The organism is Flavobacterium pectinovorum (genome assembly GCF_022802975.1).
GTDB classification, from domain to species: domain Bacteria; phylum Bacteroidota; class Bacteroidia; order Flavobacteriales; family Flavobacteriaceae; genus Flavobacterium; species Flavobacterium pectinovorum_B.
In genome coordinates this window covers 190,996-205,745 of the sequence record NZ_JAFEVZ010000001.1, presented here as the reverse complement: position 1 = coordinate 205,745, position 14,750 = coordinate 190,996, and the positions used below count along the sequence as shown (strand labels likewise).

Annotated in this window: 11 protein-coding genes; 2 read left to right on the top strand and 9 right to left on the bottom strand. The window is 33.7% G+C overall.

Annotated elements, in window-relative coordinates; translation table 11 throughout:
- Positions 1 to 6: 6 nt before the first annotated feature.
- A complete protein-coding gene (locus FLV_RS00900; protein WP_243230126.1) occupies positions 7 to 876 on the bottom strand; it encodes a diacylglycerol/lipid kinase family protein in 870 nt (289 codons plus the stop codon).
- A 61-nt stretch (positions 877 to 937) separates the two neighbouring features.
- Here FLV_RS00900 and FLV_RS00895 point away from each other — a divergent pair, with 61 nt between their 5' ends.
- Complete coding sequence (locus tag FLV_RS00895) at positions 938 to 1,900, top strand: App1 family protein (RefSeq protein ID WP_243230124.1); 963 nt, start codon at positions 938 to 940, stop codon at positions 1,898 to 1,900.
- Between the two features lie 251 nt (positions 1,901 to 2,151).
- Here the strand turns inward: FLV_RS00895 and FLV_RS00890 are convergent, their stop codons facing one another.
- Entirely contained in the window at positions 2,152 to 4,065 is a 1,914-nt protein-coding gene (locus tag FLV_RS00890; protein ID WP_243230121.1) for an ABC-F family ATP-binding cassette domain-containing protein, read from the bottom strand.
- A gap of 107 nt (positions 4,066 to 4,172) precedes the next feature.
- Between FLV_RS00890 and FLV_RS00885 the strand changes: the two genes are divergently transcribed.
- Entirely contained in the window at positions 4,173 to 4,556 is a 384-nt protein-coding gene (locus tag FLV_RS00885) for a DUF983 domain-containing protein (RefSeq protein WP_243230120.1), read from the top strand.
- Here the strand turns inward: FLV_RS00885 and FLV_RS00880 are convergent.
- From FLV_RS00880 to topA, 7 genes are all read right to left on the bottom strand, one after another.
- Positions 4,537 to 5,610, bottom strand: coding sequence for an NAD(P)/FAD-dependent oxidoreductase (locus FLV_RS00880; RefSeq protein ID WP_243230119.1), 1,074 nt, complete (start codon positions 5,608 to 5,610; stop codon positions 4,537 to 4,539). The genes FLV_RS00885 and FLV_RS00880 overlap by 20 nt on opposite strands.
- A gap of 73 nt (positions 5,611 to 5,683) precedes the next feature.
- Positions 5,684 to 6,673: a gliding motility protein GldN gene (gene gldN, locus FLV_RS00875; protein WP_243230522.1), complete on the bottom strand. Its 990-nt coding sequence runs from the start codon at positions 6,671 to 6,673 to the stop codon at positions 5,684 to 5,686.
- A gap of 44 nt (positions 6,674 to 6,717) precedes the next feature.
- Complete coding sequence (gldM, locus tag FLV_RS00870; protein ID WP_243230118.1) at positions 6,718 to 8,262, bottom strand: gliding motility protein GldM; 1,545 nt, start codon at positions 8,260 to 8,262, stop codon at positions 6,718 to 6,720.
- A gap of 51 nt (positions 8,263 to 8,313) precedes the next feature.
- Entirely contained in the window at positions 8,314 to 8,961 is a 648-nt protein-coding gene (gldL, locus tag FLV_RS00865) for a gliding motility protein GldL (RefSeq protein ID WP_243230117.1), read from the bottom strand.
- A 57-nt stretch (positions 8,962 to 9,018) separates the two neighbouring features.
- Positions 9,019 to 10,419, bottom strand: a complete 1,401-nt coding sequence (gldK, locus tag FLV_RS00860) for a gliding motility lipoprotein GldK (RefSeq protein WP_243230116.1) — start codon at positions 10,417 to 10,419, stop codon at positions 9,019 to 9,021.
- Between the two features lie 262 nt (positions 10,420 to 10,681).
- Positions 10,682 to 11,833 carry a formimidoylglutamase gene (locus FLV_RS00855; RefSeq protein ID WP_243230115.1) on the bottom strand — a complete coding sequence of 384 codons (1,152 nt, stop codon included), beginning with the start codon at positions 11,831 to 11,833 and terminating at the stop codon, positions 10,682 to 10,684.
- 3 nt (positions 11,834 to 11,836) lie between these two features.
- A complete protein-coding gene (gene topA, locus FLV_RS00850) occupies positions 11,837 to 14,353 on the bottom strand; it encodes a type I DNA topoisomerase (protein ID WP_243230114.1) in 2,517 nt (838 codons plus the stop codon).
- Between the last annotated feature and the right edge of the window lie 397 nt (positions 14,354 to 14,750).

Here is a 14,750-nt window from a genome sequence, read left to right as displayed (position 1 = left end):
ACCGGTTTAAGGAATCGCAATTTTCATTTGCTTGTGCAGTATATGAATTTCCAAGGAAGTCTGGGCACCGCAATATTCGCCATCAATCTGAAAACTTACCGGATAATCAGTTTCTATAAGAGCTTTATCTGTTGAAATAATAACAACATCCTCTGAATCTATAGGCATATTGCCGGTAATAATTTTTCCGATTAAAAGTAAATCCAGGTTTTTTAAGATAACCAATTCAAACTTACCATCATTCATTGCTCCATTTGGATTGATAGTCACGCCTGTTCCGTATTTTTGAGAGTTGGCAATTACGATCATTCTTGCAGTATGTTCAACCGTTTTTCTATTTGCTGTAATTGTTGCAGTAAATGGTTCGTTTGATTCTGTCAGGGTTGTAAATGCCTGCAAAGCATATCCCCAAAAACCTCGTACATCACTCTCCTCATAGTTTTTTACCAAATCGGCATTTAGCCCTAAATCGCTTAAATGAATACTTTTTTTGCCGTTAATGCAGATCATATCCATTTCGATATAATGATGCAAAAAAGCAATTTTAAGATTTTCCTCAATTGTTGAAGGCAAATTTAAATCGACTGAAAGTCCATTTGCAGAGCCGGCCGGTAAAATACCAATAATTACATCGTGCTTCTCCATGGATTCGGCAACCATTTTTATAGTTCCATCACCTCCTGCAACTATAATTCTTTCAGGTAAATATTGACTGTAAAGTGATTGTATTTCTTTTTGATCACTTTTTCCCGTAGTTTCATATACTTCTAAATCAAAATGATTTGTAACTGCAAATTCGCTTACAGCCTCGATTAAATCTGATTTATCCAAATCTCCGGAAATTGGATTTACAACAAATAGGATGTTCTTTTTCAAAATTTTATTCTTAAAACCAATTAAATTAATTAAATTACGATTACATAAATATACGTAATTAATGAAACCAATTTTACAATTATATCGCGGTTATGCAAATGAACAAGAGTTAATTGTAATGGGGCATGTTTTGAGAAGAGAACACAATTACGATTTTGAGAAAAAGAAACTCAAAAACGCAAAATCGATTCTTAGATTGTTCCGAATAAAAACCATTCAAAATTTTGATGTTTATCTTCATTACAATAATGAAGTAATCCATACTAAAACTTTAGAAGATGGTTATTTTAAATTTTGTATTCCGTTAGAAAAAGAAACCCATTTTGGATGGATGCCGTATGAAATCAGTTTGAAATACAAAAATGAAACAGTTCGCTGCGAAGGCAGTTTTATAAGACCTCACAAAGGTAAACTCGGGATTATATCGGATATTGATGATACTTTTTTGATTTCACATACGAATAACTTCTTTCGAAAAATTTATATTTTACTTTTTAAAAATGTTAATGACCGTAAAGTTTTTAAAGATGTTGTTTCACATTATCAGGCATTGAGTTCTGCAGGAAGAAATAATACCGAAGAAGTAAATGCTTTCTTCTACATTTCGAGCAGCGAATGGAATTTATACCGGTTTATTGCTAAGTTTTCCCGAATCAACAAACTTCCAAAAGCCGTTTTTTTACTGAAAGACATCAAGAGGGGAATCACCGATTTTTTTATGAGCGGAAGAGGAAATCACGATCATAAGTTCGATAAAATAAAACATGTTGTCGAATTTTATCCTACCTTAAAATATGTTTTAATGGGTGATGATTCACAACACGATCCGATTTTGTACGAACGGATCTGCAAAATATTCCCTGTTACTGTAATTGCAGTTTACATCAGGCAAACTGGAAAATCACAGAAAAAAAAGGTCAAAAAGATTTTAAACAATATAGAAAGTCTTGACGTTTCAGTTTGTTATTTTAAAGAAAGCAGTAAAGCGATTGAACATTCAAAATCTATTGGGATTATTAAATAGATTTTGTTTCAGGTTTCAGGTTTCAGGTTTCAGGTTTTAAGTTTCAAGCTTTGAACTGAATAAAATATTTAACCGCAAAGCACGCTAAGATTTTTTGATCGCGGGGTTTCATAAACGCAAAGTTCGCAAAGCTATCTATTAATAAAGCTTTGCGAACTTCGGGTATTATATGCAAACTATAAAAAAACTTAGCGTGCTTTGCGGTTAAATTTAATCGTCAAGATTACAACCTGAAACCTGAAACAAAATTTTTAAGCATTAAAATTATCAATCTCTTCCTGAACGATTTCCCAGTCCAAAAGCAATTGATCTAAATCTGCTTTCTTTTTGTTGTAAGCGGTAAAAAATGAAGCGTCTTCAATATGTTTATCATAATTGGAAGCCAGCATTTTATCATCATGCTGAATGTCTTTTTCTAATTGTTTGATCTGACTTTCAACTTTACTCAGACGGTTTTGAAGTGCTTTTCCTTTTTTCTTATCTTCATAAGATGTTTTGTTATTCTCTTTTGGAGCAGCGGCTTTTACAACATCTTTTTTCTCTACTTCACGCATGTTTTCCAGATTACGCTGTTCTAAGAAATAGTTGATATCACCCAGATATTCCCTGATTTTCTGATCTTTGAATTCGTAAACGATATTTGACATTCCCTGAAGGAAATCCCTGTCGTGAGAAACCAGTAATAAAGTTCCGCCAAATTTTTGAAGCGCCGCTTTTAAAACGTTTTTAGATTTAATATCCAGGTGGTTCGTAGGCTCATCCATCAGCAACACGTTTATTGGCTGCAGCAATAATTTACAAAGTGCCAGACGATTACGCTCGCCTCCGGAAAGTACTTTTACTTTCTTCTCTACATCATCTCCACGGAAAAGGAAAGATCCTAACATATCACGTACTTTCATACGATTCGTGTCGGTTGCCGCATCTTCCATAGTTTGAAGCAGCGTAATTTCTCCGTCTAAATATTCAGCCTGATTTTGAGCAAAATATCCTAATTGAACATTGTGTCCCAATTTGATATTTCCCTGATATTCAAATTCGTTTACTAATGCTTTAATGAAAGTCGATTTCCCTTGTCCGTTTTGACCAACAAAGGCAATTTTACTTCCTCTTTCAACCAATAAACTAATATCTTTAAGAATCGTTTTGTCTCCGTAAGCTTTTGTAACGTTTTCAGCTTCGATTACTACTTTTCCTGGCTCTTTAGAAACCGGAAACGAAATATTCATTACCGAATTATCATCTTCATCAACTTCAATTCTTTCTACTTTATCCAGTTTTTTAATCAATGATTGTGCCATCGAAGCTTTTGAAGCTTTTGCACGGAATTTCTCGATTAATTTTTCTGTTTCTTCGATCTTTTTCTGCTGATTCTTTTGAGTCGCTAATTGCTTTTCGCGAATCTCATGGCGCAATTCTAAATATTGAGAATAGGGCTTATTAAAGTCGTATGCCTTTCCTAAAGAGATTTCGATTGTACGATTGGTAACATTGTCCAGAAACATTTTATCATGCGACACAATTACCACAACGCCGGGATAATTTCGAAGAAAACTTTCTAACCAAATGATACTCTCAATATCCAGGTGATTCGTTGGCTCATCCAGAAGCAAAACATCATTTGACTGCAATAAAAGTTTTGCAAGCTCTATACGCATTCTCCAACCTCCTGAAAAAGTTTCGGTTTGGTTATTGAAGACTTCTCTTTTAAAACCTAAACCTAAAAGAATTTTTTCTGTATCCCCAACATAATTATAACCTCCAAGAAGTTCAAAACGATGTGTATAATCAGATAAATCTTCTATGATTTGTCCGTATTCTTCACTTTCATAGTCCGTTCTGGTAACCAATTGATGATTAACTTCTTCCAGCTTTTTTTCTACAATTTTAATTTCAGTAAAAGCTTCATACGCTTCTTCCAAAACTGTTCTTCCCTGTTCAAAATCAATATCCTGACGCAGGAATCCCATTTTGATATCTTTCTCCTGAGAAATAACTCCTGAATCAGGTTTAAAATCTCCAGCCAGCATTTTAAGCATTGTCGATTTACCCGCCCCATTTTTACCAACAAGACCTACCCGGTCACCGGCTCCTAAACGAAAAGTAACTTCTTCAAATAAATATGTTCCCCCAAAAGAAACCGAAAGATTGTGTATATTAAGCATTAAAATGTTGTTTAAAGTTTAAAGTTTCATATTTTGACACCTTAAACAGAGAATGAAAATTGTAAATTTGCATTACCGGGATAAATGGTAAACTAAATTTTTTGCAAATGTTAAAAAAAGGATCGAAACTAAATAGTATTTTAACAGGAAGTTGTCCTAAATGTCAAAATGAGAGCATGTATTTGGATAAAAACCCGCTTCATTTGACTAAAGTTCTCAAAATGAACGAAAATTGCAGTCATTGCGGATTAAAATACCAATTAGAACCTTCCTTTTTTTATGGTGCAATGTATGTAAGTTACGGACTAAATGTAGCTGTCGGAATTGCTGCTTTTATAGTTTCGTTCGTATTTTTCGGAGTCACGATCGAACAATCTTTTTTATCGATTGTAATTACTTTAATCGTTTTATTCCCTTTTGTTTTAAGACTTGCCAGAAATTTATACATCAATATGTTTGTCTCATATGATCCTAAGTCCGTCCAGAAATAAGAGACTTTAAATATCTTTTATGGAATCGTTTAATATCTGCTTCACGATCGATAGGCTCACCATTTTCGATATGATCAAATAATTTCTGCGCAAGAGACGGGCCAAGCATTACACCTCGAGTACCCAAACCATTCAGAATATGAAGTGTTTTATGTGCTTCATGAGTTCCTATAAGAGGTCTTCTATCAGCAACAGTAGGACGAACACCTCCAAAATGTTTTACAATTTCAAAATCACATGTAATAATTTCTTTTATACGCTCTAAAAGTTCTTTTTTACCTTCTTCAGTAGGCCCTTCGGTCTTATCATACCAATTATAAGTAGCACCAACTTTAAAAAGTCCTTCACCTAACGGCAATATAAAAACACTCGTATTTACAATAACATCCAGATCTAAATCTGGTGCTTTTATTACAAACAACTCTCCCTTTGTACCGTCCAAAGGCAAATAATTAAAAAAAGGATTTTTATGCAAGCCAAAACCTTCAGCGAAAATAATATGCTTTGCCTGAATATTTTTATATTGAATCCCTAAATCTAAGAATTCAATATCCTTACTTTCAAAAGTTTCTTCACGCAACAAATTATTATCAATCAAATATTCTTTATATTTTTCTAATAACAACGATGTATTGATATATCCTGTATGCAAAACCTCACCATAATCGTACGGAGAATCAATACCATTAAACTTTTTAGAAATTAATTTAGTAGATAAAAAGGGTTCCAGATTTATTCTATCTGAAGCTGCAAACCAATTATTCTGCTCTTCAATAGAGAAAAACTTTCTCAAAACAGGCATTTTAAAATTAAATTTCTCCTTCAACTTATCTTCCACGTGATTATAAAAATCATTCATCAAAACTAATTGTCGACTAGCATCCCAAACTTCACTAAAACGCTTTAAAATCACTGGATTATACAACCCACCAGCTACTCTTGAAGAATTTTGAGATTTATCATCAATAAGCAAAATAGTTTTGTTGTTTTTTAGGGCAACTTCAGCAAAAGAAATTCCGGCTAATCCAGATCCGACAATTAAATAATCAAGCATTGTGTAATATATAAAATAAAAAACTCTTACTACAAAGGTAGCAAGAGTTTTTGTTATAATGTAACATTGAAACTTAGTAGTTCCACATATCTTGTTCGAAATTACGAATCTTTTCTTTTACTCTTTCAGACTCTAACAACTGATTTTGTGCATTATCTTTCATGTATTCTTTAATCTCACGATCACCATACATGTTTTCCTCTTTATACACAACAGCGTTAAAACGTCTGGAGTTCAGGATTTGATCGAATGAAATTGGAAGAGCAGAGTTGCTGTCGTTAAAAGCTTTTGCTTCATGTAAAGCCTCTCTTGAATTTGGATAAAAAACCCAAAATAACTCAATATAATCCTTTTCATCACTGTTCATCGTATAAACATCAGGAGTTACAGGACAAATTCCAAGTAAACGATATTTCAATTCACTCTGGCGTTTGTCAAAATACCAGTATCCTTTAATTTTATATTGTGAAACATCGGCTGCAGTAAGATCTTGTTTTAAAATATACTCAGATGGTACTGTTCTTGTTGCACCAACAACTTCATCAACATAAGTAACTACTTTCTTTTTACCTGTACCAGTAACTACTTTTTTCTTAACCACATGTGATTTGTAATCATCAGGGTATTGATTAATTAGTTCTCTACCAGCATCAGTTGTATCAATACGAGATAATGACCCTTCGATATCTTTCAAAGATTTTTTAGTATTGAAATAACTATCAGAATAAACCTCAGTTATTTTGCCATTTTTCATAGCCTTCGTCAAAACATCGTAAAGAGAACGTCTATCTGAACCAATATTAGCCGTATCTACAGGAAAATATAATGGAAAATTGATTTTTTCATTTAAATCAATAATTTCCCAAGTAGTTTTTCCCATTAATACATCTCTATCATCTACATAACCATAAGCCAAAGGCTTGTCATTGTCTGAGATAAGCTGTGCAGGAGTTTTTAGCCCAATTTGCGCAGGTGTCTTCGCGTTAAGCAAGTTTGATTGCGCATTAGAAGTATAACTTCCGGCGATAGAAACAACAGCTATTAAAAAATTTCTTACTTTCATCATGATATCATTATAAGATATTGAACGTAGTTTTACCTACTTTATTATTGTATTTCGTAAATTACCGGAGCAGTTCTTGGTAATAAATAACTACCAGCCCCAACAAGTTTAGTTTTAATTTCAGAAATAGTAACCTGATCTCCTCTTCCTGCTTTAGAAAGAACTGATTTACATTGTGCATTTAATCTATTACCATTAACAACAACCGTAGGCTGTCCGGCAATTTTTAAATTAAATCCAACTACATCTAAACCAACTTCAAAATCAAAATCAAGTAATTTAGCTCCAATGGTAGCAATTTCTAAGTTAGATTTAGGCCCTTTAACAACACCCATTTCACCTCTGATTGTACCTGTTGGACCAGGAATACCTTTAATTCTGAATGTTTTCTTATCTGATACTTTATCACCGTTAGGTAATGTTCCTGTAACAGAAATTGTCGCCTCTGTACCTGAACCAGGGCTCATATTATACTTTCCTGGTTTACCCGCAGAAGATAATCCCGGAGCACTAGCTACAACTTTATTATCAGCTACACCTGCAAAAGATACAGAAATTGGGTTAACAACTCCTCTATAAACAACATTCATTTTATCCGCAGAAATTGTAGCAGAATTTGGTCTTGGCACTACAACGTATGTTCCACTAAAAGGAAGAGGAATTGGCTTACCATTTTCAATAAAATTAAATGATCCACTGATATTTTGCTCTCCTACTCCACCAGCAGTCATTTCAAGTACAGCCTGACCATTAACTAATTTCCCAGGACCTTTGAATCCAGAAAATTGAGCATTTGGGTCATATTTTCCTAAAACTACCTTACCTGTAACTTTTTCTCCTTGAAAATAAGCATTTTTATCTAAAACTACGATTGCTTGAAATTTACTATAAGATGCTTCAGAAACAGCAGCTTTACCTAAGGCAGCACTGTAAACATCAGATTCTGTCTTTTGCACATCATTTTGCCAAGCTGAAAGTTTAGCTAATGAAGCTACAGCTGGAAACCCTTTAAAATGATAAGCAAGATATTTGTCTTTCAAACCTTCTTTATTAGCCACATCAGAAACATCAAATTTCTTTTCAACCTCTGCAATTATCGAAGCATACTTATTGTTTTTATCTGTTAATGCAGCTTTTATGTCAGATTTATACTTCTCGATTTTAGAAATAACTTCATTTCCTTTAGCTGTATATCCTTCTCCTGTAAACCAGTTATCGATATTATCACCTTTATCCATAGACTCATAAGGTAATTTCCCAGTTTCTTTATCATTTTCAAACCCTTTTAAAACATCACCTTTTAAGCCTCCGATGTATGCATAAAATTCCTTTGAAATCTTTTCAACTTTATGAGCTGTTACTGCTGCTGTAGCAAATTCTCCTTTTGATTCAGAAGCTTTTAGATCCAATGAAGACAACATAGTTGCATTGTTTGCGACTGAAGCAGTATTTGCATTTTCAAACTTTTCATTCATTAATCCAAAAGCAGATAAAACTTCTTTGGACATATTCATTGCTAACATTGCGATGAAAACCAGATACATCAGGTTAATCATCTTCTGTCTAGGGGTTAATTTTCCTCCTGCCATTTTTTTCTAATTAGTTTTTATTAATAAATTTAATATATAGTTAAAAACTAATTATCCTTTGTTACTCATTGCAGAAAGCATACCACCATAAACATTGTTTAAAGAAGCAATATTAGCAGTCATAGATTGCATTTGCTCTTTTAATTTAGATGCATTCTCAGCGATTTCTTTGTTAGCGTCAGCATTTCTTGCCGCACTTTCTAATTGAACTTTATATAAGCTGTTTAATGATTCCATTTGAGCAGCAGCCATTGATAATTCTTCACTGTATTTTTTAGTTGAAGCAATAGAATCTACAGTAGGGGAAATAGCTTTAGCAGCTCCTTCAAAATTTTTGATACTGTTTCCTAAGCTTGACATTAATTCTCCATCAATCTTAGCTTCTTTAAGCATAGCATCTAATTTTTGAGACAACAATCCCTGAGCATCAGATGGAGCTTCAACTTTATCTGCTTTCTTTTTTGCCTGACCATTTGCTAATTCAGGATACACAAGAGTCCAGTCTAATTCATCCTCTACAGGTTCAAAAGCCGATAGTGCAAAAATTAACGCCTCTGTAACTAATCCGATTGAAAGCATTAGAGTCCCTGTTAAAGGTCCAATCTCAAAGTGAGTAATTTTGAATAATGCTCCAATAATTACTACTGCCGCTCCCATACCATAAGCGAAATTCATTGCTTTTTTACTTAATAATGCCATAATAATACTCTTTTTTTAGGTTTTAAATAGATTTGGTTATTGAATTTAATTTACTTTTTATTTTTTACTACCAGTTGCCTGAGTTCCCATATAATCCTGTACAGTTCTGAACCCAATATAACTTCTTGCAGAATCTGCATATTCATGATCACGTGTTCCTACTTGTAAAAAGTAAGCTACATCTTTCCAAGAACCACCACGAACAACTTTTCTCTGATTGTTTCCATCAATAACATTTGGATTCATTGTAGAAACATATTCATACGCATTTGGATTATAAGCTGAATCTGTCCATTCTGAAACATTACCAGCCATATTATATAATCCGTAACCATTCATTTCATATGATTTAGCCTCAACTGTATATAAAGCTTCATCTGCAGCATAATCTCCTCTACTAGGCTTGAAGTTAGCTAAGAAACAACCTCTATCACTTCTCGTATAAGGACCACCCCAAGGATAAGTTGCAGATTCCAGACCTCCTCTTGCAGCGTATTCCCATTCTGCCTCTGTAGGCAATCTGAAAGCATTAATTAAATCACGTCCTTTTTTCTTTGATTTAATATAACTATTTTTATTTAAAGTTCTCCAAGCACAGAAAGCTTTAGCTTGTTTCCAGGTTACTCCTACTACAGGATAATCACCGTATGCTTTATGCCAGAAATAATCATTATGCATTGGCTCATTATACGAATAAGCAAAATCTTTAATCCAAACAGCTGTATCAGGATAAATTGGCACCTCTTCTGTTTTCACAAAGTCCTTTCTCTTACCAACTTTAGCTTTTGCAGCAGCCTGAATATCCATCCATGAATAACGGAATTTCAATTTATTCACATCAATTGTTCTTAAACCATTATACGATTCTTCAATTGGCAAATACATCGAATCCATTACCTCAGCATAATACTCATCCGGATAAGCTTTTGTATCTTTTATTAACTTAACTTTTTTGTTTAATTTTCTTCCAGCATAAGGATCATCTTTTGTACCTACACTGTAATAATTATCATACATATACTTATCATAAGCTGTCATTTTATCAGGCTCAGAATCATTAAATGCATAATCTGCAATACTACCGGCATTTTTACCTTTACCAGTGCTTCCTGCCCCTGATTTTTGACCAGTTTCATCAGCTAAAATAGCTAAACGAACCCTCATTGTAGAATCTTTTACCCATTCTACAAACTGACGATATTCAGCATTGGTAATTTCTGTTTCATCCATATAAAAAGAACGAACTGTTACTGTTTTTGTCGGAGCATCTTCTACCGCAGCTAAATCACCATCTGATTTACCCATAATAAAAGATCCACCTGGAATCAAAGTCATTCCATACGGCTTTTCAGGATGCCACTTTCCTCCTTGCACACCAACTAATTCGCCTTTATCTCCGGATTTACCGCAGCTAATTACTAGTGTTAACATTGTCGCAAATGCAATAAACTTCTTCATATAAATTTGGGATTTCTATTCATTATTTTAAGTCGTAAACGTATTTATTATTTTTTAAAAAAACAATACTAAATCTATATTTATTTTAAGGTTCAAAATTAATGTTAAAAAAAATAAAAAAAAAATATATTATCGATAAAGCGTTTAAAATAACCGACAAATAACAGATATTTTCATTTTACATATTCTTAATCCTACTAAAATAAATATAACAAAATCTTTATAAAATCAAAAAATCATGACTTTTCGGTAAAAAAATTGATTACAGAGCGTTTTTTCGTTGTGCTTTCCACCATCTTTCCGGCAATTCCTGATTACAAGCACATAAATATTCATCATAAGAACAAGGTAACAACGTATTTCTTTTCAATTTATTGTTTCCATTAGATAAAAAAGGAATTTCAATCCACCAACGATCTGTCTTATCACTTTTATAAAAAATCAATTCTTCATCTTCAAGCGGAACAATATACTTTAAATAATTTGTTCTGCTGCCAAAAGGATATTCCTTAGAACGATAATGATAACCTTCAACAAAATACCAAATTATCTGAGCAATTATAGCAGATTCCTGGATACTACTATTGTGATTAAAGATTCCAAATGAGGAAACCTTATCACTAATTCCGGCATAACGTGCCAATGAACAAATCTCTTTTCCATTAAATCCGTTTGGCTCAAAAGAAACTGTATTTCCTGAATCTGAAGACTTTACCGAATTCAGATCGATACTAACCAAATCTGCATCTCTAAAAACCGGCTCAGCCAAAGCTATTTTGTTTGAAATTTCACCTAACCGATAAGCATCAAAAAACAACTTTTCGATCAAATCAATTTCTTCCTGAGAATTATAATAGGTTTGATACCCTATATTACAATAATTAAAAAGATTATTCGGTTCGTCAATTATGATTTTTGTCAGATAAGAATTTGAGGAAACAGTTTCATTTTCTTTACCAAAATCAAATCTGTTATCCACAGAAACCATATTAACCATTTGCTCCAGATCATCGTAAGCACGGTACAAAGCATAAGTCAAATCCTGTGAACCTCCTATAACTATCGGAATGACTTTATTTTTTATTAAAGATGAAGTTATTTTTTTTAGTGCAAAATAAGTATCTTCTACCGACTCCCCTGCCAAAACATCTCCTAAATCAGCAATAGACGCATCCCAATTCCCAGGAAACATACCGTATAGTTTTTTACGAACTGCTGTCAGGTTAACTTCATTAACAATATCAATATTTCTACGATCTTCTAAAACACCAATAATAGCAATATTAATCTTGCTAATATCAGGGAATTGATCCTGAGTATGCAAAACAATTTTACTACCCAATTCTTGAGAAGATAACGAACTAATATATTTTAAAACTCCTTCGTTAACTGGTTCCAGAAAATCAAATTCCATTTTTTATTTCTTTTTAGCAGCTGGCTTTTTAGCCGGGGCTTTCTTTGCTGTTGTTGCTTTTTTTGCTGGTGTTTTCTTTGCCGGAGTCTTTTTCGCAATCATCTCCTGAACTTCCGCCAATGTTAATTTAGTTGCATCAACATCTTTGCTTAATTCAATTTTGATTTTTCCTTTAGTAATAACAGAACGACCCCAACGTGCTTTTTCAACCAAGATTCCTTCGTCCTCCCAATTATGAAGAACCTTATCTATATTTTTTTGTAATTTATCCTCAATTAACTCCTCAATATCCGCCTGCGATAAATTATCAAAATTGTATTTTTTACTAACATTTATAAAAAGACCATTCCATTTGATAAACGGACCGAAACGTCCCGCACCTTTTTGAACTGCCTCTCCTTTATAAACTGCAATCGGTGCATCGGCAAGCGCTTTTTCATCTATTAACTCCTTAGCTCTTTCTTTTGTAACCGCCAAAGGATCTTCGCCTCTTGGTAAGGAAATAAAAACACTTCCATGACGTACATAAGGTCCGTAACGCCCATTACTCACTTCAACTTCCTCTCCTTTATACTCCCCTAAATTTTTAGGCAGTAAGAATAAATTCAAAGCTTCTTCTAAAGTAATATTTCCAATATTCTGATCTGCCATTAAACTGGCAAACTTTTTATCTTCATCATCCGCTTCTCCAATTTGAGCCATCGGACCAAACTTTCCTAAACGAACAGATACCTGTCTTCCATCAGCATCTTTTCCAAGAATTCTTTCACCGCTTTCTCTTTCCGCATTTGCTTCAACATCTTTAACATTTGGATGAAACTTATCATAGAATTCCTGCATCATGGTTGCCCAATCAATATTCCCTTCGGCAATTTCGTCAAAATCCTGCTCAACCTTTGCTGTGAAATTATAATCCAGAATATTTCCAAAGTTTTTTACCAGGAAATCCGTAACGATTGTTCCGATATCTGTAGGAACTAATTTTCCTTTATCTGAACCTGTATTTTCTTTTAATATCTTTTCACCAACTTTACTGCTTTGCAAAGTTAGCTGTGTATAATTACGTTCCTGACCTTCAAGCGTTCCTTTTTCAACATAATTTCTGTTGATAATTGTAGAGATTGTTGGCGCGTAAGTAGACGGACGCCCAATACCTAATTCTTCTAGTTTTTTCACTAAAGATGCCTCTGTATATCTTGCAGGTGGTCTTGAATATCGTTCTGTTGCTGTAATATAATTATTAGCTAATTTTTCATTCACTTTTAAAGCTGGCAACATTCCTTCCTGTTCTTCTTCGTCATCATCATGACCTTCTAAATACACTTTTAAGAAACCTTCAAAAAGTAAAACTTCTCCGGAAGCTGTAAAAATTTCACTATGATTATTTGCTTCAATTTTTACGTTTGTTCTTTCAAGCTGCGCATCGCTCATTTGCGAGGCAAGAGTTCTTTTCCAGATCAAATCATACAAACGAGCCTGATCACGATCGATATTTACTGTATGACGTGACATATCAGTAGGACGAATTGCTTCGTGTGCTTCTTGAGCTCCTTTGCTTTTATTAGCAAATGTTCTGGGTTTTGAGAACTCTTTTCCGTAAGATTTTATGATCTCAGCTTCTGCAGCATTCATTGCCTCTTTAGAAAGGTTCACGCTATCCGTTCTCATATAAGTGATAAGTCCGGCCTCGTATAAACGTTGGGCTAATTGCATTGTGATCCCTACCGGCAAATACAATTTTCTTGCTGCTTCTTGTTGAAGCGTAGAAGTTGTAAAGGGCGCTGTTGGAGATTTTTTGGTAGGTTTAGTTTCTAAATCGGCTACCTTATATTGTGATCCGATGTTTTGATTTAAAAAATCCTCGGCCTCTTTTTTTGTATTGAAATTTTTTGGCAATTTAGCTTTGAAAGCTTTTCCGGATTCATTCACAAATTCTGCCACTACAGAATAACTTGCAACTGCATTGAAATTCTGAATTTCTCGTTCTCTTTCAACAATCAAACGAACTGAAACTGACTGCACACGTCCGGCAGAAAGCCCCCCTTTAATTTTCCTCCATAAAACCGGAGATAATTCATAACCTACTAGACGATCCAAAACACGACGTGCCTGTTGCGCATTTACTAAATTATAATCAATTTCTCTTGGGTTATCAATTGCTTTTAGAATCGCAGATTTTGTAATTTCATGAAAAACAATTCTTTTGGTTTTTTTTGTATCCAGTTTCAGTTCTTCCGCCAAGTGCCATGAAATAGCTTCTCCTTCGCGGTCCTCATCGCTTGCTAACCAAACCATTTCGGCATTTTTAGATAGTGATTTTAGTTTCGTTACCAAGGCTTTTTTATCAGGAGAAACTTCGTATTTAGGCTTAAAACCATTTTCGACATCTACTCCTATTTCCTTGGAAGGTAAGTCGGCTATGTGACCATAACTCGACTCCACCTGAAAATCACTCCCGAGAAATTTCTCGATCGTTTTTGCCTTTGCAGGTGACTCCACTATTACTAAATTCTTTGCCATTGCTCTTTTTTTCTGCAACAAAAGTAGAAGTTTTTTTTAAATATCAACTCCGATAATTCATTTTTGAAGTATTTTGATATTATGTTTCTAAAAATTGAAGATTTATCTGAAAAGAGATTCATTATATATAGGTACAATTTTTAAAGGTTGATGTCTCTGAAATGTTCTTTTTAATACTAAAGTTTCTAGCCCGGATTGAAGTGTAAAGCCCGGAGTTAAAAAGCAAAAGTTTCCTGTTTTAAAAAAGCGACCAGCGGAAGCTCTTTTTAAAACATTTAGAAACTTTGCTTTTTTAACGAGGACTTGAAACGGAAAGCCGGAAATAGCTCCTAATAAGTAAAATGTAATTTGTGAAATGTATTTGTAAAACAATGCTAACAAACGATTCTGAAAACAT